Below are 20566 nucleotides of genomic sequence, written 5' to 3'. Positions count from 1 at the left end.
GCGGCGGCGGCCCGGCGGGGCAAGAGCCCGTGCGGCAGACTCACTGTTGCAGGATTTCCGATGGCCAAGCCTGACCGCACGCAAGATCTGCTGCCCCCATCAGCGCCGCTGAGCCTCTCCGGCGAGCGCCTGGCAAACTTAATGGAAAGCATCACCGATGGCTTTTGCCTGCTCGACCGCGACTGGACCATCCGCTATATCAACACGCGCGGCGCCGACATGCTCGCACCGCAGCATCCGCCCGGCGCCAGCCTGGCGGGCAGCAGCCTGTGGCAAGCCTGCCCCGCCCTGCAGGGGACGGAACTGGAAGTGCAATACCGGCGCGCCATGGCGCAGCAGCACAGCAGCAGCTTTGAACTGCTGTACCGGCCGCTGGGGCGCTGGCTGGAAGTGCGCATCTTCCCTTCCAGCGATGGCTTGACCACGTACATCCAGGACATCAGCCAGCGCAAGGCGGCCGAGGAAAGCTTGCGCCACAGCGAGGAAGACTTGCGCGCGCTGGCCAATTCCATCCCGCAACTGGCCTGGATCGCCAGCTTCGACGGCACCATTGCCTGGTACAACCAGCGCTGGCACGACTACACGGGCACCAGCGCCGAACAGATGGCGGGCGACGGCTGGAGCATCGCCTATCACGCGCAGCATTTGCCACCCATGCTGCACGCGTGGAAGGCTGCCTTGCGCGACGGCACGCCCTTCGAAATGGAATTTCCCATCCGCGGCGCCGACGGCCAGTACCGCTGGTTCCTGACGCGCGCCAATCCCGTGCGCGACCAGGGCGGCCAGCTGCTGCGCTGGTTTGGCACGAGCACCGACGTCGACCAGGTCAAGCGCGCGCAGGAAGCCTTGCGCGATGAAACGCGCGTGCTCGAATTGCTCAACAATACAGGGGCGGCCCTGGCCGGCACCCTCGACTTGCCCGCCCTGCTGCAGGAAACCGTCGATGCGGCCACGCGCATCAGCGGCGCGCGCTTCGGCGCCTTCTACTATGACGATGCGGGCGAGATCCCCGACAGCGCCGCGCCCCTGCCCTCGGCGCGCGCCGTCAACGGCATCAGCCTGCGCCAGGCCGAGGCCATCGCCACCGAACTGCGCCAGGGGCCGGCCATGCGCCAGAACGACTTGCTGGCCGCGCCCGATGCCAGCGCCGATGGCGCGCCGCCGCTGCGCAGCTGCCTGAGCCTGCCCGTCAGCTCGCGCTCGGGCCTGTTGCTGGGGCGCTTGCTGCTCGGCCATCCGCAGGCGGGCATGTTCAGCGCGCGCAGCGAACGCATCGTCTCGGCCATCGCGGCCCAGGCCGCCGTCGCGCTCGACAATACGCGCCTGTACGCGGCCGCCACGCGCGCGGCCGAAGAGCGCAAGGTACTGCTCGACAGCGAACGCGAGGCGCGCGCCGAGGCCGAGCGCACGAACCAGCTGAAAGACGATTTTCTCGCCACCCTGTCGCATGAACTGCGCACGCCCCTGTCGGCCATCCTCGGCTGGGCCCAGGTGCTGCGGCGCGGCACGCGCGACCAGGCCGACCTGCACCGCGGCCTGCAAAGCATCGAACGCAATGCGCGCGCGCAGGCGCAGCTGATCGAGGACTTGCTCGACATGAGCCGCATCACCTCCGACAAGGTATTGCTCGACCTGCAAACCCTGGCGCCCGCCAGCATCATCGCCTCGGCCATCGAAACCCTGCGCCCGGCGGCCGACGCCAAGCACATCGCCATCCACTGCAACATCGCCAGCGATGCGGGCACCATCACGGGCGACCCCAGCCGTATCCAGCAAGTGATCTGGAACCTGCTGTCGAATGCGCTGAAGTTCACGCCGCAAGGGGGGCGGGTCGACATCGGCGTGCGCCGCGAGGCGTCGCGCCTGTCCATCACGGTGGCCGACAACGGCGTCGGCATCAAGAAGGATTTCCTGCCGCACGTGTTCGACCGCTTCCGCCAGGCCGATGCCTCCACCACGCGCCGGCACGGCGGCCTGGGGCTGGGATTGGCGATCGTCAAGCACCTGGTGGAGCAGCATGGCGGCACGGTCACCGTCAGCAGCGCCGGTGACATGCAGGGCGCCAGCTTTACCGTGCGCCTGCCGCTGGGCACGCCGGCCGCCGCGCGCCAGGCGGGCAGCGCCCTACCCTCCAACGATGACTTGCGCGGCGTCAAGGTGCTGCTGGTCGATGACGACGCCGACGCGCGCGAACTGACGGAACGCATCTTGCGCGACAACAATGCCGAAGTGCACGGCGCCGGCGGCGTGGCGCAAGCGCTGCAACTGCTGGAGCAGGTGCGCCCGGATGTGCTGGTCAGCGACATCGGCATGCCCGAGGCCGACGGTTTCGACTTGCTGGCGCAAGTGCGCGCGCACGCCGCCCCGGAGTTGGCCCGGCTGCCCGCGCTGGCGCTGACGGCGTTTGCACAGCCGCAAGATCGCCAGCGGGCGCTCGACAGCGGCTTCCAGGCCTGGATCTCGAAGCCGCTCGACCCGGCCGGACTGGTGGCGGCCGTGGCGCAGCTGGCCGCTGCGCGCCAGGGACGGGAGCGCAAAACACCATCTTAAAAAGATGATGCAAAGAAATAAATAGTGCAGTACAAAATGACTATTTTCATGGGTCAGCCTTCCTACTTTCAGACGCGGCACTGTCCTACAAGCAACTAAGCTGAAGTTTGCTACACTGAAATGCAGAAGCACACCTGCACGGCAGGCTGGAAGCGGCGACCTTGGCCGGGGAGAACGGCAGAAGCGAGTTCATGCGCAGTTGTGCGCCCTATCTTGTTGCAAGGCGCTACTATCTTTTCCACCGCCGTCAGCCCATCATCTGCGGTAGAAGCCAGCGTTGCATAGACCGTATAACCGAGACCTTACATGCCCAGCCAAGATGAGATTTTGAAAGCCAAAATTTTGGTCGTCGACGATTCACCCGACAATGTCGACCTGATGCTGGAAATCCTGCGCGATGCCGGCTATACCAACGTCACGGCCACCATGCGTCCGGCCCAGGTTTGCCCCCTGCACCGGGAGCATTGCTACGACCTGATCTTGCTCGACCTGCAAATGCCGGAACTCAATGGTTTCCAGGTCATGAAAGGCTTGAAAGAAATCGAACATGGCGGCTACCTGCCCGTGCTGGCCCTGACGGCGCAACCGAGTTTCAAGATCGCCGCCCTGGAAGCGGGCGCGCGCGACTTCATCAGCAAGCCCTTCGACCTGATGGAAGTGCACAAGCGCATCCACAACATGCTGGAAGTGCGCCTGCTGTACAAGGAACTGGCGCAATACAGCAAGCAGCAGCAGGAACTGGCGCTGCACGATCCGCTGACGGGCTTGCCGAACCGGCGCCTGCTGGAAGACCGCATCGAGCATACGCTGCAGCAATCGGCCCGCAACCGCGGCAAGTCGGCCATCCTGTACCTGGACCTGGACGGCTTCAAGGCCATCAACGACAGTTACGGCCACGGCTATGGCGACGAGATACTGAAAATGGTGGCGGCCCGCCTGGTGGGCGCGTCGCGCAAGGAAGACACGGTGGCGCGCATCGGCGGCGATGAATTCGTCATCGTGCTGGGCAACCTGGCCGGCAAGGGCGACGCGCGCGAACCGGCCGCCAAGCTGATCGAAGTCATTTCCGAGCCGTATTTCATCAACGACCTGACCCTGCGCCTGTCGACCAGCATCGGCATCGCCATCTACCCGGACGACGCCAGCACCGTCGAATCCCTGCTCGGCGCGGCGGACACGGCCCTGTATGAAGCCAAGCGCGCCGGCAAGAACCGCTTTTGCTGCACGCCGCACGAAGTGATCGCGGCGCAGGTCAACATGCAGAAAAGCAGCATCCCGTCGATCGCCTGACCGCGACGCGGCGCGGCGCGTAAAGGCGCGTAAAAAAACCGGCGAGCCTCGCGGCCAGCCGGTTTTTTCATGTCCTGCAGGCTTTATTTCTTGCCAGCCGTCACTTCATGCTGGCCCGCATGCTGGTGGTCCGTTTGCGCATTGACGGTGTCGGGCGACACTTCGATGCGCGTGATGCCCGCATCGACGGAGATCGGGTCGCTGGCGGGGAAGGTCATTTCCACGGCGTCGTCGAGCAATTCTTCCTTGGCCCGCTCTTCGCCGCTCATGCCCTCTTCATCGGCGAGGATGGCCAGCGCGCTGGCCCATTTGACGAAGTTGAGGTTGGACAATTCGCGCACGGTGGTCACGCCAAACGCCTGCTGCAAGGCCTTGGCGTCTTTTGCGCTGACGCCGCGCAGGGCGCTGATGGGCGCATTGACGATGTCGCGGAAGCTTTTGTCGAGGTATTCCTTGTCGACGATGGTATCGATATTCATGGCATGTCCTTTCGTTTCGGTAAGCGGGCCAGTGCTGCGCCCCGCGCCGCACTGGCGCCAGGCCGCATGGGGTAATGACAGCCCCACTATGGCAGCGTGCCGCGCCCCGGTATGTGCGCAGCCGTACGTAACGACGGGAACGGTGCCCGCTGGCGCAAACGATAATATTGTCTATCACATAAAAATGATGGAAGGAGATTAAAATTGCCGAAAAGACAGAAATTTTTCATCCATGCGCCCCGCGATGAAATCCTCATGTATGATCCACAACTTGAATTTGGTCCTCACCTTTCACCATTCACGGGGCGCTATGTCCGCACAAACAGATCCGAACAAGGAAGCGGCCCAGGCCGATGCGGAGCGCGCCGCCGACCTCAGCGAATTGCTCGGCCATGTCAACACCAGCTGGGACAATGAACGGCGCGCCCTGTCGCGCCAGTTGCACGACAGCCTCGGCTCCTCGCTGACGGCGCTCACCATGCACCTGTCGCTGCTGACGCAAAAGATGCCGCAGGAAGCCGCCTTGCTCGACCGCGCGGCAACGATGAAGCAATTGCTGCTGAATGTGATCGAGACCAACCGTCAGATGCAGATGAAGCTGTGGAACGACAAGCTCGAGTTTCTCGGCGTAAATGTCGCGCTCGGCGAGCTGGCCGCGCAATTTGCCGAACAGCACAAGATCACCGTGCGCTGCAGCCTGCCCGAAGATGAATTGATTTGCCCGCGCAACGTGGGCGTGGCCCTGCTGCGCACCCTGGAAGAAGCGCTCGGCAACATCGCCACCCACGCCCACGCCACGCAGGTAGACATCATCATCGACGACAATGACGAGGCGCTGATGATGACGGTCAAGGATAACGGCAGCGGCTTGCCGGCCAACGAACCCGTCGAAATGAGCAAGCACGGCCTGCGCTCCGTGCGCGAGCGCGTGCATTACCTGGGCGGCACCCTGAGCCTGACGGCCAATCCGCAAGGCGGCACGGCCCTGACCGTCGTCTTGCCGCGCATTACGCCAAAAGAATAATTTCCCGCAGCGGGCGCCCTGCCCGCCTCAACGGGGCAGCGGCATGCCCTCTTCCGGCAACAGCAGTTGCGCCCCCAGCACATCGCGGCGCGCGCCATGCCCGGCCAGGCTGGCGCGATCGCCTTCCAGCACCTGCAAGAAATGTCCAACACGCAACACATCCGTCAATTGGGCCGCCAGGGCGGCATCGGCCGGGGAACCCGCCTGCCGCCATCCCAGCGCCAGCAGGGTTTGCCAAATGTCGGGCAATGCCGTGCGCCAGCCGGCCGAGGCGAGAAAGACGCCGGCCGGCTGCTCCAGCGCTGCACTGGCCCGCGCCAGCAAGTCCTCGCGCGCCAGTTCGCCGGGCCAGCCGTCAAGCTCGGCCCGCCACAGGGGAAACGTGGCCAGCGGCGCCGGCAACGCGTCCAGGCCGCTGATGAAGCGGGACTTGCCATAGCCATCCGTGCGGAAACGCACGACCTGCCGCAGGCTTTCCCCGGCGTCCCCCTTCGCCCTGCAGGCCAGCAGCAGCTGGTAAAAATCGAGCTGCTCCGGGTCCAGGCCCAGGCTTTTCAGGCTGATGTAGCGGTCGTCGAACTGGCCCGGCCTGGCGGCGCCGCGCGGCTGCGTGGAAGTATCGTGCATGATTATCCTTGGCGTGATGGTGGTGACGGTCGGCATCTTTCCCGAGTATAAAGTGTTTGCCGTGTGCAGCCCAGCATCGGCTACACTGGGCAGGCGCGCCGCCGGCGTGCCCCAGTGACCGCTAACATCGCAACGACAGGAGATGGCATGCAACGACTCGCAACGACCTTGCTGGCAGCGCTGCTGGCCATGGGCGCCGCCCAGGCCGCCGACAATACCGTGCCGCCGCCGGAAACCGTGGACAAGCTGGCCTGGCTGGCCGGCTGCTGGAATGTCGACGGCGCCGAACCCGGTTCCGGCGAACAATGGAGCACGGCCGCCGGCGGCACCATCCTCGGCACCAGCCGCACCGTCAAGGGCGGCAAGACGACGGCCTTTGAATTCGTGCAGATCCGCCTCACGGAACCGGGCCAGCTGGCCTACATCGTGCAGCCGTCGGGGCAGCCGCCCGTCACCTTCAACCTGCTGCGCCAGGACAAGCCGAACGAATTCATCTTCGCCAACCTGGACAATGACTTTCCGAGCCGCATCATCTACCGCCGCGACAGCGAGCGCATCTTGCATGCCAGCATCGTCGGCACCTTGAAGGGCAAATTCACCACCATCGACTTTCCCATGACGCGGGGCCGTTGCGAAGCGGCGCCTGTCGCGCGCGGCAAATAAAAAGGGGCCGCAAGGCCCCTTGTTTGATCCGGCGCAAACCGTTTACTGCAGCGCGATCAGTGCAGCTTGACTTGCGGCGTGCTGCGCTTGATCAGGAAGCGGCCCATGGCCATGACGGCCGTGCGCACGCTGCCCAGCACGGCATTGTGGTGCATCAGGTGCAGGCTCACATACATCATGCGCGCAACAAAGCCTTCGACGAACCAGCTCAGGCCCTTCAGCGAACCCATCAGGGTACCCACCGAGGTGGTGCGGCCGAAGGACACGAGCGAACCGTAGTCCAGGTATTCATACGGCTTGGTTTGCGGCGGCTTGCCCTTCGCTTGCAGCAGGAAAGTTTTCAGCAGGTAATCGGCTTGCTGGTGGGCAGCCTGGGCGCGCGGCGGCACCAGCTTGCCATCCGGCCCCATGCAGGCGGCGCAGTCGCCCAGCGCAAAGATATTCGCATGGCCCTGCACGTTGAGCATGCCCGTCACTTCCAGCTGGCCGGCGCGGTTGGTCGGCAAGCCCAGGGTGGACAGGAATTCCGGCGCGCGGATGCCGGCGGCCCACACGCAGATGTCGGCCGCATAGCTGGTGCCGCTGGCCACCGTCACCTTGTCGGCTTCGATGGTGGTGACGCGCGTATCGGTCACCACGGTGATGCCGTGCTGGTGCAGCAATTTCGAAGCGGCGATGGAAACGCGCTCGGGCAGCGGCGCCAGGATGCGCGGCGCCCCTTCGAGCAGGGTGATGCGCACATCCTTGATGGCGTTGAGATTCTGGAAACCATACGCGGCATACACGCCGCTCGCTTCGCGCAATTCGGCCGCCAGTTCCACACCCGTGGCGCCGCCGCCGATGATGACGATGTCGACGCCGGGATGGCCCGCATCGCCCTGGCGCTGTTCGGCCATGGCCAGCAGTTTCAGCAGGGTCAGCCGGAAACGTTCGGCATCTTCCGTGGCATTCAGGGAAATCGTGTTTTCCTGGGCGCCGGGCACGCCGAAGTAATTCGAAGTGCTGCCCACGGCCAGCACCAGCTGGTCGTAGCTGACAGTACGCTGCGGCAAGAGTTGCTCATCCTTGTCCGTGGCGATGGCGCCCACGGTAAGGCTGTTCGACGCGGCGTCGAGTGCGATCAGGGGGCCATAGACATAGGTGAAACCATTGTCATGCGCCAGCATCTGGTATGACAGGCCCTCTTGATGAATGTCCAGGGTGCCGGCCGCCACTTCATGCAGCGACGGCTTCCAGATATGGTACAGGCGGCTGTCGACCAGGGTGACCTGGCCGGCGCCGAGCTTGCGGCTGAGTTTACAGGCCAGCTCCAGGCCGCCTGCACCTCCCCCTACGATAACGATTTTACTATGCAAAGATCCTCCTGCTTGTTAATCCCTGTGCCCGTTGCCGTTGCCGTTGCCGTTGCCATGACCGTTGCCATGGCCCTTGCCTGGCTTGTCATCATGCTTGTCGCGCTTGCCTTCATGCTTGTCGCGCTTGTCATCATGCTTGTCATAGTGGCCGCGATCACGGTCATGGTCCCGGTAGTCGGGACGGCCATGGTCGCCATGCTGCTGGCGGTAACGGGGCACATATTGGTTGTTATACCAACTATCTTGGACGAAATATACCTCTTGGTTACAGGCATTATACTTGCGGCAGTGCTTGGACCAGTGTTTCGCATGGCCGGGCGGCACGCGCAAATAGATGGGGCGCGCCGAATAGTATTGCGGGCGCTGCACGATGACGGGCTGGGCATAGATCAATTGCGGCGCTGGATAGTCGCCTATGTCGATGCGTCCGTAAAAGCCCGGCTGGCCGACGGTGACGGAGACGCCCACCTGGGCGACGGCAGCGGTAGCGGCCGACAGCAAGACGGCGGCAAGAATCAGGGTTTTCATGGGGACACTCCTTTTATCAGTTATGCCTCAATTGTAGACCTTGTGCAACCAACTGTTTGTTCGCAAGGACACATAAGGATTGCCGTGGCAATCTCACCACAGCTTGCCTAAAGGCACGACCACGCCGCTGAACAGCGACCAGTCCGGCGATGCCGCCGTCAAGCCGCGCGCCATGCCGATATCGATGGCCAGCCGCGGCGTGGGACTGTAGGTGGCGGCCAGCAAGAGCTGCGCCGTGGCCGGCGCGCCGCGCAAGCGCGTGCCCGACACTTCCGCCGTGGCGCCCCAGCGCTCGCTGACGGGCGTGGAAAAGGAGGTCGCCCAGCCCGTTTGCACCCTGCCGGTATGCGGGTCGGCTGCGCCCAGGCGCGTGGCGTTCAGGTTGGCGTCCATGTGCACGGCGCCCAGGTCGCGGCTGAAAATGCCGTTCAGCGACACGTCGCTCTTGCCGCTGCCGATGCTGTCCTTGGCCGTGGGCAACTTCCAGCCCAGCTCCAGGCCCAGCGCCGTGGCGCTGTCGAGCAAAAAGGCGCGCTTGAGCACGACCGTCGTGTCGCCCACGCCCGTTTCGCGGCGCCCCGTGTCGTCGCGCGCGCGCACGAAGCCCTCGCCTTCGAGCAATACACCCCATTCCGGGCTGAACGCCAGTTTGAACGTGTACGGCAGGCTGGCGCGGCGCGTGTCGTCCGTTTTCGACAGCAGGCCGCCCGCCTCGAATTCCAGCTGGCCCGGCACGGGCAGCTGGGCGGGACTGGCCACGGAAGGCCGGTACGGCAGCACGGGATCGCCGTCCTGCGCCTGCGCCAGCGGCGGCAGGGAGAGCAATAACACGGAGAAACACAACAGCGGCAGGGAAGAAGACGGCATGGGAAACCCGGAAGTGGCAAACGCGCAATAACGACAGCCTACCACCGCCGCGCCGATTGCGCCCGGACCCGCCCCATTTCAGGCCAGGCGCCGCACGCCCTGCCTGGCGGCCGGCACCGGCCGGCGCAGCGGCGTGACATTGCTGGACGCCGGCACGGCCATCTGTTGCGCCTGGGCATGCAGGCGGAACACGCCCACCAGTTCCGTCAGGGTCTGCGCCTGGTCCTGCAGCGATTCGGCGGCGGCGGCCGCCTCTTCCACCAGGGCCGCGTTTTGCTGCGTCACCTGGTCCATCTGCAGCACGGCCTGGTTGACTTGCTCGATGCCGGCGCTTTGCTCGGCGCTGGCGGCCGTGATTTCCTGCATGATGTCGGCCACCTGGCGCACGCTGGTGACCACTTCATCCATCGTCTTGCCCGCGTCATGCACGAGTCTGGAGCCGATTTCCACCTGCTCGACGGAGTCGCCGATCAGAATCTTGATTTCCTTGGCGGCACTGGCCGAGCGTTGCGCCAGGTTGCGCACTTCGGACGCGACGACGGCAAATCCGCGCCCCTCCTCGCCCGCCCTGGCCGCTTCCACGGCCGCGTTCAAGGCCAGGATGTTCGTCTGGAAGGCGATGCTGTCGATGACGCTGATGATGTCGACGATCTTGCGCGACGATGCGTTGATCGATTCCATCGTCTGCACCACCTGCCCCACCACGGCGCCGCCCTTGCCCGCCACGTCGGACGCGGCGCCGGCCAGCGCATTGGCCTGGCGCGCATTGTCCGCATTCTGCCGCACGGCCGACGTCAGCTCTTCCATCGACGACGCCGTTTCCTCCAGCGAACTGGCCTGCTCTTCCGTGCGGGACGACAAGTCAAGGTTACCCTGGGCAATTTCGCCCGAGGCCGTGTTGATGGTGTCCGTACCCGAGCGCACCTGGCTGACGATGCCCACCAGCTTGTCGCGCATGGTTTTCATGGCAAACAGCAGGCTGGCGCTGTCGTGGCTGGCCGTGCGGATATCGACGGTGAGGTCGCCCTCGGCGATGGCGCCGGCGATCTTGACGGCATACCCCGGTTCGCCACCGAGCTGGCGCGTCAGTCCGCGCGTGATCAGCGCCCCCAGCGCCAGGCCCGCCGCCACGCTGCCCAGCACCAGCGCGATCATGAAGCTGCGGCTGGCCTGATACACGCCGGACGCCTGCTCGGAAGCGGCCTTGGCGCGCTCTTCCTTCTGCTGCGACAGCTTGTCCAGCACGCCGTCGAGTTCATCGGCATGCTGGCGCGTCTTGTTGAGCAGTTCGGTCAGTTGCGCGCTGCGCTGGGCCAGCGGTTCGGCTGCCGCCAGGGTCAGCGCCTGCTGCATGGTGGCAATATATTCCGCTTCGACGGCGGCGAAGCGGGCAAACAGTTCCTTGGCGGCCGGCGTGACGAACAGCGGTTCCGCCTTGGCCAAATAGCTTTTATTCAACTCGAGGAATTTGGCGATATCGGCCTGGCGCGTGGCGCGCTCCTCGGCGGTCGTGGCCAGCAAGAAATTGCTGCGCGCGCGGCCCACCTTGATCAAGGCGATGTTGGCTTCCTTGATGTACGACAAGCCCAACAGTTCATGGTTGTACATCTGCCCCGCCATGGTATCGATCTTGCCCATGTTGAAGATGCCGATGCCGGCCACGATGGCCCCCATCAGCGCGACGCAAAAGAATGCCGCCAGCAAGCGCGTTCCCACCTTCATCCGGTTCAACATGATTTCTCCCATAGACTGGCCGATACTCGGTGCAACTGGAGCGTACTGGCTTGAATATAAAGAAAAAACACGGAAAAAAATGCTCGGATTGTCACCAAACAATAATTCCTTGATTTATAGCAACATGCAAAACGGCTTGCCATGCTAGGCAAGCCGTTCGGGCATGGGCTTGGCGCCCCTCCGTTAATGGCCGGCGTGCGCGCCAGGTTTGCGCACCGTCATCTCGATGCTGCCCTTGGCCGGCAGCTTGCCCGTACCCTGGCCGCGCACGGGTTCCGGCAAGGCGCCCGTCCATTCATACGCCACGCTGCCGGCCGGGTGCTTGTACCAGCCCGGATCGCGGTAGTCGCCGGTTTTTTGATCCTTGCGCACCTTGACCGTGGTAAACATGCCGCCCATGCCGATGGCGCCGAAGGGGCCGTCGCCCGCCATCATCGGCAAGGTATTGTCGGGAATCGGCATCTGCATCTCGCCCATGTCGGCCATGCCCCGCTCGCCCATCACCATGTAGCCGGGCACGAGCTGGTTGATCTTCGCCGCCACGCCCTGGTGGTCGACGCCGATCATGGTGGGCACGTCGTGCCCCATGGCATTCATCGTGTGGTGCGACTTGTGGCAGTGGAAAGCCCAGTCGCCGAGGTCCGTGGCAGTAAACTCGACGGCGCGCATCTGGCCCACGGCCACGTCCGTCGTCACTTCGGGCCAGCGCGATTCGGGGCGCGTCCAGCCGCCATCCGTGCCCGTCACTTCGAATTCATGGCCATGCATGTGGATCGGGTGGTTCGTCATGGTCAGATTGCCCACGCGCACGCGCACCTTGTCGCCCTGGCGCACGACCATCGGGTCGATGCCGGGGAAGACGCGGCTATTGAAGGTGAACAGATTGAAATCCGTCATGGTCATGATCTTCGGCGTGTAGCTGCCGGGGTCGATGTCGTAGTTGCTCAGCAAGAAGACGAAGTCGCGGTCCACCTTCATGAAATTCGGGTCTTTCGGGTGCGTCACCCAGAAACCCATCATGCCCATGGCCATCTGCGTCATTTCGTCCGCGTGCGGGTGGTACATGAAGGTGCCGGGCCGCTTCGCGACGAATTCATAGACGAAGGTCTTGCCAGGAGGAATGCCCGGCTGGGTCAGGCCCGTGACGCCGTCCATGCCGTTGGGCAAGCGCTGGCCATGCCAGTGCACGCTCGTGTGTTCCGGTAACTTGTTGGTGACGAAAATGCGCACGCGGTCGCCCTCCACCACTTCGATGGTGGGACCGGGCGACTGGCCGTTGTAGCCCCATAGATTGGCCATCATGCCGGGCGCCAGTTCGCGCACGACGGGTTCGGCCACGAGGTGGAATTCCTTGACGTTGTTGTTCATGCGCCAGGGCAAGGACCAGCCATTCAGGGTGACGACGGGGTTGTACGGCCGCCCGTTCGGCGGCGGTGGCGGCGCCTTCGTCTCCGCGCCGGCCATGCTGACGGCTTCCGGCAACGATGCCGCGCCGACACGGCTCACCGCTGCCGCACTCAGGGCGACCGCGCCCGCATTCATGAAAAAGTTTCTACGTGTAATCATCATTATTCCTTGTTGGCAGGGCCGCTGCCATTGATGGCGCCTTGCAATTCAGTTTGCGCAATCCAGAAATCGCGCTGGGTGTCGATGGCGCCGTTGACGCTGGCAACTTGCTCGCGCGCATCGGCCAGCAATTCGAAGACGCTGGCCAGCATGCCGTTGTAACGCAGCAATACTTCATGCGAAATCGTCTTGCGCAGCGGCACGACTTCATCGCGGTAGTGGCGCGCCAGGTCGTAGGCCGTGCGGTAGCTGGAATACGCCTCGCGCACTTCCGAGCGGGCCCGTACTGCCGTGCCCGCCGTGCGCTGCAGCGACTGCTCATATAAGGCTTGCGCCTTCGCATTGCGCGCCGAGCCCCAGTCGAACAGGGGCAGCTCCAGCGACACTTCGTAGCCGTTTTCACGGGGCGCCTCGCTCGTGCTCTTGTTGGTGTAGCCCACGTCGAGCACGTTGATGAAACCCGTCACCTTGGACAGGCCCAGCGCGCTGGCCGTCGCATGCGCGTCGAGTTTCGCTCTTTGCACGTCGAGGCGCTGCTCCATCGCTTGCGCCTCGATATTGCCCGCCTCGGCTGGCTTGGCCGGCAAATCGGGCAAGCGCGACGGCAAAGTGAACGCCGTCTGCTTGCCCCACAGGCCCAGCAAGCGCGTCAGGTGCTCGCGCGTGGCCGTGGCCTGGTGGCGCGCGCGGGCCAGGTCGCCGACGGCGTCCGCGTAAAACACTTGCTGGCGCGCCTGGTCGAGGCGGCTCCAGTTGCCCGCCTGCTGCAAGCGCGTGGCCAGTTCGGCGCCCGCCTCGGCCGACAGCAGCGCCCGCTGCATGAACTGTTCCGTCTGCACGGCAGCCACCGCATTGAAGTAGGCGCGGCGCGTATCCGACGCCAGTTGCACGGCGCTGCCGGCCGCTTGCAGCTTGGCTTGCTCGAAACGACCCCGTTCGATGTTCACGCGCATCGGCATGGTCAGCAAGCCGGCCAGGTCGAAGCTGACGCCGCGGTCGATTTCATTGCCGTGACTGCCATGCGAACGGCCGAACGACAGGCCGGGATTGCGCAAGCGCCCCGCTTGTACCAGGTCCGCCTCGGACGCGCCCAGTTCGGCCAGCGCCACCTTCATGCCGTGGTTGTTCATCAGGGCGATGCGCACGGCGCTGTCCGCGTCCAGGGGCTGGGCCAGCAAGGCCGCCAGTTTTTCCTCGCCGCCCTTGTCGGCCAGCGCGTCGGGCGCGCCCGTGCGGGCGTCGGCCAGCGCGGACACGGCCTGCATGCCGCCATCGGCGCTGAAGCTGGCGCAGCCGCTGAGCAGCAGGACGGCCGCCAGCGCCAGCGGCGTGAGGCAAGTTGATTTGGTGAAACGTGGCATGTCAGTGTCCTTCGTGCAGATGTTGCGGGGCCGGCTGGGCATCGGGCTTGGGGCTGGGCTTATCCATCGGCATCGTGTGGCCTTTCATAGCATGGCCTTCCATCTTGTGGCCGTCCATCTTCATCATGCCCATGTGGCCGCCGGCCTTGCCGACCTTGTCGTTGACGGCGCGCCAGGCCTGGTCGGGCGTGGCGTCGTCCTCGGCGGCGGGACGGTAGCCGGCGAAGGCGGAGCGGTAAGTGGTGGCCGGCACGGAGGCTTGCGCCTCTTGCGGGGCGGGCTGTGACTGCGCTGCGGCGGCCAGCGGCAGCACAGCCAGCGCAAAGCTGAACAGGTATTTCATGATATTCCTTGAAGAACAGGGTATGGCGCGGCGGGCGCGCGACTGGAACGCTGGCGCGGCCGGAGCACGGTGCACGATACAAGCTGCAGGGACGTGCGACGGCGGCACCGCCAGGTTCAACGGGCGGTCAGGCGGAGCGCGTGCTTCTCGGGGGACGTTCGGGACCGGACGGGATATGCCCGGCGAACAGGGAATCGGGCGCCAGCGCCGGGGGCGGCGCGCGCAGGGTCAGGGCATGCAGGGGCGGCATGCCGGGCGGCGCCGCGGCGCCCACGGTGCAAGCGCCATGGTTGCTGCAATCGTGGCCATGGTGCATGGCGCCGCCATCGTCCATGGCCATTTTCATCGGCTGGTCCGCCACCAGCATGTCGGTCATGTCGGCCATACTGTGGCACTGGGGCGTTGGCAGCGCCTCGACGGCAACCGTGACCACCGCCGCCAGCTCGTCCACGCAGCAGCTGCGCATGGCCGACGCAAAGCCCTGCATGGGCAGCGTGACGGCCAGCAGCCAGAGCAGCGAGCGGGCGAGAAAGCGGGAAAAGGCACGGTTCATGGCGCAACTATAAACCTTCCCACATGAGGAAGGTCAAGTCCCTATTCACGCTCGCCGGCCATGCGTCAGCCAGATTACGTACACGCCGTAGTAGCCCTGCCCTTCGAAGATGACCTGGCCATCGGCAAACGACACGGTCTGCACTTGATTGACGGTGAAGTACGCGCGGGCGTCCGCCGCCTCGACATCGCCCCAGTAGCGCGCGTGCAGGGGCCGGTAGCCGCTGGCGCGCCCGATCGCATCCATCATGTCGCCGATCATGAAGTCGAGCAGCATCCCGGCCAGCAGCGGCCGGTGGCCCGCCAGCATGGCCGTGATGTCGGGATAGCCGGCATGCATCAGCTCGGGCAAGTCGCTTTCCTCGTACTGCAAATCGTCTTCGCGGCAAGTCTGGAGAAAACTGTTGAACGGCTCGTCGAGCAAGCCCGCCAGCGCCGTTTCCGGCACGCTCAGGCGGAACGGATGCAGCGGCAGCGCGCTGTGCTGGCCGTAATTGAGTCCGCGACAGCCGAGGAAGGCCAGCGGATGGCGCCGGCCGCCGACCTCGCAGCGGATGCCGGATGCTTGGCCGTCCGCCATCAGCTGCCCATCCCCGCCACCCGCATCAGCAGGCGCATCGCCCAAGCCGCCAAGCCCAGCGTCGCCGCGCTGGCCAGCCAGAGGCCGGCCATCCAGGCCAGTCGTTTCCACCATGTCTGTTGTCCTTGCATCAGTGATACCCATCTTCCGGCAGGACTTTGCCACGAAACACATAATATGACCACACCGTATACATCAGGATCACGGGAATGATGAACAGCGCGCCCACCAGCGTAAAGCCCTGGCTTTGCGGCGGCGACGACGCTTCCCAGATCGAGACCGATGGCGGGATGATGTGCGGCCACACGCTGATGCCCAGGCCCGTGTAGCCGAGGAAGACGAGCGCCAGCGTGCACAGGAACGGCGCCGCCTGCCGCCCCTGCCGCAGGGAGCGCAGCAGCAGCCAGCCCGCGCCCAGCACCAGCAGCGGCACGGGCAGAAACCAGAACAATTGCGGCAGCGCAAACCAGCGCGCGGCGATGGCCGGGTCGACCAGCGGCGTCCAGACGCTGATGACGGCGATCACGCCCAGCAGCAGCCAGACGAGCACGCGCGTGAGGCGTACGGCGCGCGCCTGCAGGCCGCCCTGCGTCTTCATGATCAGCCAGGTGCTGCCCAGCAAGGCATACGCCGCCACCAGCCCGGCGCCCGTGAACAGGGAAAACGGCGTGAGCCAGTCCAGCGCGCCGCCCGCATAGCTGCGGTTGAGCACCGGCATGCCCTGGATATAGGCGCCCAGGGTCACGCCCTGGAAGAAGGCGGCCGCCACCGAGCCGGCGATAAAGGCCTTGTCCCACACGTGGCGCTCGTGCTCGCGCGCCTTGAAGCGGAATTCGAAGGCCACGCCGCGGAAGATCAGGCCCATCAGCATGAAGCTGAGCGGCAGATAGCAGGCGCTGAGCACGACGGAATACGCGAGCGGAAAGGCCGCCAGCATGCCGGCGCCGCCCAGCACCAGCCAGGTTTCATTGCCATCCCAGACGGGCGCCACCGTATTCATCATCACGTCGCGCTCGCTCTTGTCCTGGAAAAACGGATACAGGATACCGATGCCCAGGTCGAAGCCATCCATCACCACGTACATCATGATGCTGAACAGGATAATAATGGCCCACAGTAGCGGCAGATCAATGCCCATGCGAATGTCCTCCTTGCGCTTGCTCTTCCAGATGCGCGGCCGACATCGGCCGTGCAGGCGTACGTTCCTGGCCGGGGCCGCCATGCTCGACGCTCTCCCCTTCGTGCGGCTGCGGCCCCACCCGGATCAGGCGCAGCAGGTAACCGATGCCCGTGCCGAACACGGCAAAATAGATGACGATGAACAACAGCAAGGTGATGCCCAGCTGCGTGGCGCCGTGGGCCGAGACGGCGTCTTCCGTGCGCAGCAAGCCGTACACGGTCCACGGCTGGCGGCCGATTTCCGTCGTGTACCAGCCGGCCAGCATGGCCACTAGTCCGCTCGGCCCCATCCACAGGGCGCAACGCAGGAACAGGCGCGAACGCCACAAGGTATTGCGCCAGCGCAACCATGCGCTCCAGATGCCCAGCGCAATCATCAGCATGCCCAGCCCCGCCATCAGGCGGAACGACCAGAATACGACGGCGGAAGGGGGCCGGTCGCGCGGCGCGAATTCCTTCAGGGCGGGAATCGTGCCATTCCAGTCGTGTGCGAGGATCAGGCCGCCCAAGCGGGGGATTTCCACCTTGTACAGGGTTTCTTCGCGCGCCATGTCGGGCCAGCCGAACAGGATCAGCGGCGTGCCTTCGTTGCCCGTGTTTTCCCAGTGGCCTTCCATGGCGGCCAGCTTGGCCGGCTGGTGCTCGAGGGTATTCAAGCCGTGCACGTCGCCGATGACGGCCTGGATGGGCGCGACGACCAGCAGCATGGACAAGCCCATGGTCATCATCTTGCGGATGGCCGCATTGTCGTTGCCGCGCAGCAAATGCCAGGCGGCCGACGCCACCACCAGCAAGGCCGTGGCGAGGAAGGCGGCCACGCTCATGTGCAGCAGCCGGTACGGGAACGAGGGATTGAAGATGACGGCCAGCCAGTCCACGGGCACGACGCGCCCGTCGATGATTTCATGGCCCTGCGGCGTCTGCATCCAGCTGTTCGAGGCGATGATCCACGTGGCCGAGATCAGGGTACCCAGCGCCACCATGGCCGTGGCGAACATGTGCAGGCCGGGCCCCACGCGGTGCCAGCCGAACAGCATCACGCCGAGGAAGCCCGCTTCCAGGAAGAAGGCCGTCAGCACTTCATAGGCCAGCAGCGGCCCCGTGATGCTGCCCGCGTAATCGGAAAAGAAACTCCAGTTGGTGCCGAACTGGTACGCCATGACGAGGCCGGAAACGACGCCCATGCCGAAGTTGACGGCGAAAATCTTCGACCAGAAATGGTACAGGTCGCGGTACACGCCGTCCTGCGTGCGCAGCCACGCCGCTTCCAGCACCGTCAGGTAACTGGCCAGGCCGATCGTGATTGCAGGAAAAATGATGTGGAACGAGATGGTGAAGCCGAACTGGACGCGCGCCAGTTCCAGTGCCGTAAGCCCTAACATGTGTTGCCTTCCCGACGTGTGACGTCTGTTTTACCCAGGCCTCCACTCTAGGCTTTCCGGGTAAAACATAACAGACTCAGAAACGGGAGAAAACATAGGATCAGTTTGACGTTTGCCGAATGACAAGATCAAACCGGTCCAACGGAAAACCGCCTCAGGCGGGCTCCGTGATGCCCACGCAATTGCGGCCGTTTTCCTTGGCCACGTACAGGGCCGCATCGGCGGCGCGCAGCACGGCGTCCGTACTGCCCGCTTCCTGTTCCGACGACACGACGCCCAGCGATATCGTGACCAGGCCCGCGCCAGGAATCACGGCGGCGGCCACCTTGGCGCGCAGGCGCTCGGCCACCTGCATGGCCACGTCGAGGTCGGCATCGGGCAGCAGCATGATGAATTCATCGCCGCCATTGCGGCACAGCACGTCGGCATCGCGCGAACAGGCGCGCATCAGCTGCGCCAGTCGCAGGATGACTTCGTCGCCTACGGCATGGCCCCAACGGTCGTTGACTTGCTTGAAATGGTCGATGTCGATGGCGATGACGGAAAACGGCCGCGCCTGCGCCTGCCACGCTTCCAGCGCCGCCGCCATGCCGCGCCGGTTCGACAGGCCCGTCAGCGGGTCCGTCTGCACATCGGTCTTCAACTTGCCGATCTTGTTCTGCAACAATGCCAAGCCTTTCAGCAAGGCTTTCTTGATTTGCGCCGCCTCCACATACCACGAGCGGATGGCGGCGATGTGCTCGGCCGTTCCGGGCGCATCCATGCGCCTCGCGCCTTCGGCCAGCTGCACCAGGGGGCGCGAAATCAGGCTGGCCAGCCACCAGATGAATGGCAGGCTCAGCAAGGCGATGGGCAAGGAATGCCATACCGTGTTCGCCATCAGCTGGTTCAGCGGAGCCAGGGTCATGGCCGTCGGGCGCTGCGCCACGATGCCCCAGCCCGTCGACGGCATGATGGCGTAGCCGGCCAGCATGTCCACGCCCAGGCTGTTGTTCATGCGCCGGTTGCCGCCGCCCTGCTGCGCGATGATGGCGTCGATGACGTCATTGCTGCCGGCCACGTCACCCAGGCGGTCGGGGTCCGGGTGGTACAGCAGGCGCCGGTTCTGGTCGACCACGTACAGGTAGGAGCCGTCGCGGTAGTAATGCTGGCCCAGCATGGTGTACAGGATGTTTTTCTGTTTCAGGTAAATGCTGCCGCCCACGTAGCCCAGGTAGCGGCCATCCTTGCCCAGGATGGGATGCGAAATGAACACGACCAGGTTGCCGGCCGACGACACGTACGGCTGCGTCACCAGCGGACGCCGCTCGCGCAGCGCCTGGATGGCGCCGACCGAATCGAGCGTGCGGTTTTTCAGGGCCAGGGTTTCCGGCGACACGCCCAGCACCTTGCCCTGGGCGTCGACGATGAGCACGGAATTGAAACTGTTCGTTTGCAGGCGCAGGCGTTGCGCCTCGTCCGTCAGCCATTGCTCGTCGCCCATGCGCGAAGGCAGGCCGCCCGCGCTGTAGGCCAGCTGCTGTCGCGCCGACTGCAGGAAATCCTCGGCCGTGCTGGCCAGCTTGCTCGCATACGCGTGGTTCGCTTCCAGGGTGGTATCGATCAGCAGCTGGCGCTGCACGCTGTAGCTGGCGTAGAAGGTATTGGCCAGGGACACCAGGGCGCTGGTAAAGGCCACGAGCACGATCAAGCGGCGCAAATTCATGCGCAGAACAGGTTTAGTCCACATGGGGTCGACAAGAAGAAGTATTGCGCTAAAGAAAGGGCGCATTATACCGAGACACCCGTGCCAATATTGAAATCTTGGCATCAATGGTCAAAGAATGTGTACAAGCGGCAACGCCGAGCGTTGCCGCCTTGACATGCATCAAGCGTGGATGGCGTGCTTGCGGACCCAGTCCACGTAGCGCTGCATCCAGCCCTGGAAGAAACCCAGGCTGGCCGGGCCGATGCCGCCATGCTCGTCGAACAGGCCTTCCTTGGCCTGGATAAACATTTCTGGCTGCCCCAGCAGCGGCACGTCCAGGTAGGCCAGCACATTGCGCAAATGCTGCTGCGCCAGGGCCGTGCCCGTGGCGCCGACGGAAACGCCGAGCACGGCGCCCGGCTTGCCGCCCCACACGCTCTGGCCGTACGGGCGCGAGCCCTGGTCGAGGGCGTTTTTCAGCACGCCGGGAATCGAGCGGTTGTATTCGGGGGTGAGAAACAGCAAGGCTTGCGATGCGGAAATTTCGGATTTCAGGCGCAGCACCTGCTCGGACTGCGCACCGTCGTCATCCTGGTCGTACAGCGGCAAGTCGCCGATTTCGATGTGCTTGAAGGAAAACTCGGGCGGCGCCAGCTTGATGATGGCGTCGGCCAGCTTGCGGTTGAAGGAATCCTTGCGCAAGCTGCCGACAATGATAGCAACGTTATATTGACTCATATATATCCCCGATGATGGTGAAAAAATAGCCCTGGAGTGAACTTCACTGCAGGACTATCTT

General features: G+C 64.6%; 20 protein-coding genes. 4 read left to right on the top strand and 16 right to left on the bottom strand.

The genetic code is table 11. From position 1 onward, the window contains the following. Window positions 1-60: 60 nt before the first annotated feature. Window positions 61-2550 (top strand): ATP-binding protein, encoded by a 2490-nt coding sequence (locus tag OX459_RS07745; RefSeq protein ID WP_289904461.1) that lies wholly within the window; start codon window positions 61-63, stop codon window positions 2548-2550. Between the two features lie 306 nt (window positions 2551-2856). Further along, window positions 2857-3840 carry a diguanylate cyclase gene (locus tag OX459_RS07740; RefSeq protein WP_099667358.1) on the top strand — a complete coding sequence of 328 codons (984 nt, stop codon included), beginning with the start codon at window positions 2857-2859 and terminating at the stop codon, window positions 3838-3840. A gap of 83 nt (window positions 3841-3923) precedes the next feature. Here the strand turns inward: OX459_RS07740 and OX459_RS07735 are convergent, their stop codons facing one another. Then, a complete protein-coding gene (locus OX459_RS07735) occupies window positions 3924-4319 on the bottom strand; it encodes a hypothetical protein (RefSeq protein ID WP_077406391.1) in 396 nt (131 codons plus the stop codon). A 310-nt stretch (window positions 4320-4629) separates the two neighbouring features. On the opposite strand from OX459_RS07735, the gene OX459_RS07730 reads away from it, so the two are divergent. Beyond that, entirely contained in the window at window positions 4630-5343 is a 714-nt protein-coding gene (locus tag OX459_RS07730; RefSeq protein ID WP_289904460.1) for an ATP-binding protein, read from the top strand. A gap of 27 nt (window positions 5344-5370) precedes the next feature. Here OX459_RS07730 and OX459_RS07725 read toward each other — a convergent pair whose 3' ends face one another. Next, window positions 5371-5970: a hypothetical protein gene (locus tag OX459_RS07725; protein ID WP_289904459.1), complete on the bottom strand. Its 600-nt coding sequence runs from the start codon at window positions 5968-5970 to the stop codon at window positions 5371-5373. A 147-nt stretch (window positions 5971-6117) separates the two neighbouring features. Between OX459_RS07725 and OX459_RS07720 the strand changes: the two genes are divergently transcribed. After that, window positions 6118-6633, top strand: a complete 516-nt coding sequence (locus tag OX459_RS07720; RefSeq protein ID WP_289904457.1) for a DUF6265 family protein — start codon at window positions 6118-6120, stop codon at window positions 6631-6633. Between the two features lie 56 nt (window positions 6634-6689). Here OX459_RS07720 and OX459_RS07715 read toward each other — a convergent pair whose 3' ends face one another. From OX459_RS07715 to OX459_RS07650, 14 genes are all read right to left on the bottom strand, one after another. After that, a complete protein-coding gene (locus OX459_RS07715) occupies window positions 6690-7988 on the bottom strand; it encodes an NAD(P)/FAD-dependent oxidoreductase (RefSeq protein WP_251348150.1) in 1299 nt (432 codons plus the stop codon). Between the two features lie 15 nt (window positions 7989-8003). Beyond that, complete coding sequence (locus tag OX459_RS07710) at window positions 8004-8516, bottom strand: hypothetical protein (RefSeq protein WP_289904455.1); 513 nt, start codon at window positions 8514-8516, stop codon at window positions 8004-8006. Window positions 8517-8609: 93 nt separating this feature from the next. Beyond that, the gene (locus OX459_RS07705; protein WP_289904454.1) at window positions 8610-9383 is read right to left on the bottom strand and encodes a transporter; all 774 of its coding nucleotides are present in this window, start codon (window positions 9381-9383) and stop codon (window positions 8610-8612) included. Window positions 9384-9461: 78 nt separating this feature from the next. After that, the gene (locus OX459_RS07700; RefSeq protein ID WP_285816999.1) at window positions 9462-11117 is read right to left on the bottom strand and encodes a methyl-accepting chemotaxis protein; all 1656 of its coding nucleotides are present in this window, start codon (window positions 11115-11117) and stop codon (window positions 9462-9464) included. 183 nt (window positions 11118-11300) lie between these two features. Beyond that, entirely contained in the window at window positions 11301-12683 is a 1383-nt protein-coding gene (locus OX459_RS07695) for a copper oxidase (RefSeq protein ID WP_289904453.1), read from the bottom strand. Between the two features lie 2 nt (window positions 12684-12685). Further along, window positions 12686-14044, bottom strand: a complete 1359-nt coding sequence (locus OX459_RS07690; protein ID WP_289904452.1) for a TolC family protein — start codon at window positions 14042-14044, stop codon at window positions 12686-12688. Window position 14045: 1 nt separating this feature from the next. Beyond that, complete coding sequence (locus OX459_RS07685) at window positions 14046-14387, bottom strand: hypothetical protein (protein WP_289904451.1); 342 nt, start codon at window positions 14385-14387, stop codon at window positions 14046-14048. A 127-nt stretch (window positions 14388-14514) separates the two neighbouring features. Further along, complete coding sequence (locus tag OX459_RS07680; RefSeq protein ID WP_289904450.1) at window positions 14515-14940, bottom strand: hypothetical protein; 426 nt, start codon at window positions 14938-14940, stop codon at window positions 14515-14517. A 45-nt stretch (window positions 14941-14985) separates the two neighbouring features. Next, a complete protein-coding gene (locus OX459_RS07675; protein ID WP_289904448.1) occupies window positions 14986-15519 on the bottom strand; it encodes a hypothetical protein in 534 nt (177 codons plus the stop codon). Next, window positions 15519-15611: a DUF2474 family protein gene (locus tag OX459_RS07670; RefSeq protein ID WP_289904830.1), complete on the bottom strand. Its 93-nt coding sequence runs from the start codon at window positions 15609-15611 to the stop codon at window positions 15519-15521. Before OX459_RS07670 ends, OX459_RS07675 begins: the two co-directional genes overlap by 1 nt. 38 nt (window positions 15612-15649) lie before the next feature. Further along, complete coding sequence (gene cydB / locus OX459_RS07665) at window positions 15650-16657, bottom strand: cytochrome d ubiquinol oxidase subunit II (protein ID WP_289904447.1); 1008 nt, start codon at window positions 16655-16657, stop codon at window positions 15650-15652. Beyond that, window positions 16647-18080 carry a cytochrome ubiquinol oxidase subunit I gene (locus OX459_RS07660; protein ID WP_099667343.1) on the bottom strand — a complete coding sequence of 478 codons (1434 nt, stop codon included), beginning with the start codon at window positions 18078-18080 and terminating at the stop codon, window positions 16647-16649. Before OX459_RS07660 ends, cydB begins: the two co-directional genes overlap by 11 nt. A gap of 154 nt (window positions 18081-18234) precedes the next feature. Next, window positions 18235-19785 carry a sensor domain-containing diguanylate cyclase gene (locus OX459_RS07655; protein ID WP_289904446.1) on the bottom strand — a complete coding sequence of 517 codons (1551 nt, stop codon included), beginning with the start codon at window positions 19783-19785 and terminating at the stop codon, window positions 18235-18237. A 162-nt stretch (window positions 19786-19947) separates the two neighbouring features. Continuing rightward, window positions 19948-20505 (bottom strand): NAD(P)H-dependent oxidoreductase, encoded by a 558-nt coding sequence (locus tag OX459_RS07650; RefSeq protein WP_099667341.1) that lies wholly within the window; start codon window positions 20503-20505, stop codon window positions 19948-19950. Window positions 20506-20566 lie beyond the last annotated feature (61 nt).

The sequence above is a fragment of the Janthinobacterium sp. SUN026 genome (assembly GCF_030397625.1).
In the GTDB taxonomy this organism is placed as follows: Bacteria; Pseudomonadota; Gammaproteobacteria; order Burkholderiales; family Burkholderiaceae_D; genus Janthinobacterium; species Janthinobacterium kumbetense.
This window is presented reverse-complemented; position numbering and strand designations above follow the sequence as displayed.

Coding starts and splice junctions, on each gene's coding strand:
- OX459_RS07680 (WP_289904450.1), bottom strand. CDS start 14,940: ATGAACCGTGCCTTTTCCCGCTTTCTCGCCCGCTCGCTGCTCTGGCTG.
- OX459_RS07670 (WP_289904830.1), bottom strand. CDS start 15,611: ATGGCCGGCCTCTGGCTGGCCAGCGCGGCGACGCTGGGCTTGGCGGCT.
- OX459_RS07655 (WP_289904446.1), bottom strand. CDS start 19,785: ATGAATTTGCGCCGCTTGATCGTGCTCGTGGCCTTTACCAGCGCCCTG.
- OX459_RS07725 (WP_289904459.1), bottom strand. CDS start 5,970: ATGCACGATACTTCCACGCAGCCGCGCGGCGCCGCCAGGCCGGGCCAG.
- OX459_RS07730 (WP_289904460.1), top strand. CDS start 4,630: ATGTCCGCACAAACAGATCCGAACAAGGAAGCGGCCCAGGCCGATGCG.
- OX459_RS07720 (WP_289904457.1), top strand. CDS start 6,118: ATGCAACGACTCGCAACGACCTTGCTGGCAGCGCTGCTGGCCATGGGC.
- OX459_RS07660 (WP_099667343.1), bottom strand. CDS start 18,080: ATGTTAGGGCTTACGGCACTGGAACTGGCGCGCGTCCAGTTCGGCTTC.
- OX459_RS07690 (WP_289904452.1), bottom strand. CDS start 14,044: ATGCCACGTTTCACCAAATCAACTTGCCTCACGCCGCTGGCGCTGGCG.
- OX459_RS07685 (WP_289904451.1), bottom strand. CDS start 14,387: ATGAAATACCTGTTCAGCTTTGCGCTGGCTGTGCTGCCGCTGGCCGCC.
- OX459_RS07735 (WP_077406391.1), bottom strand. CDS start 4,319: ATGAATATCGATACCATCGTCGACAAGGAATACCTCGACAAAAGCTTC.
- OX459_RS07710 (WP_289904455.1), bottom strand. CDS start 8,516: ATGAAAACCCTGATTCTTGCCGCCGTCTTGCTGTCGGCCGCTACCGCT.
- OX459_RS07700 (WP_285816999.1), bottom strand. CDS start 11,117: ATGTTGAACCGGATGAAGGTGGGAACGCGCTTGCTGGCGGCATTCTTT.
- OX459_RS07745 (WP_289904461.1), top strand. CDS start 61: ATGGCCAAGCCTGACCGCACGCAAGATCTGCTGCCCCCATCAGCGCCG.
- OX459_RS07705 (WP_289904454.1), bottom strand. CDS start 9,383: ATGCCGTCTTCTTCCCTGCCGCTGTTGTGTTTCTCCGTGTTATTGCTC.
- OX459_RS07675 (WP_289904448.1), bottom strand. CDS start 15,519: ATGGCGGACGGCCAAGCATCCGGCATCCGCTGCGAGGTCGGCGGCCGG.
- OX459_RS07740 (WP_099667358.1), top strand. CDS start 2,857: ATGCCCAGCCAAGATGAGATTTTGAAAGCCAAAATTTTGGTCGTCGAC.
- cydB (WP_289904447.1), bottom strand. CDS start 16,657: ATGGGCATTGATCTGCCGCTACTGTGGGCCATTATTATCCTGTTCAGC.
- OX459_RS07695 (WP_289904453.1), bottom strand. CDS start 12,683: ATGATTACACGTAGAAACTTTTTCATGAATGCGGGCGCGGTCGCCCTG.
- OX459_RS07650 (WP_099667341.1), bottom strand. CDS start 20,505: ATGAGTCAATATAACGTTGCTATCATTGTCGGCAGCTTGCGCAAGGAT.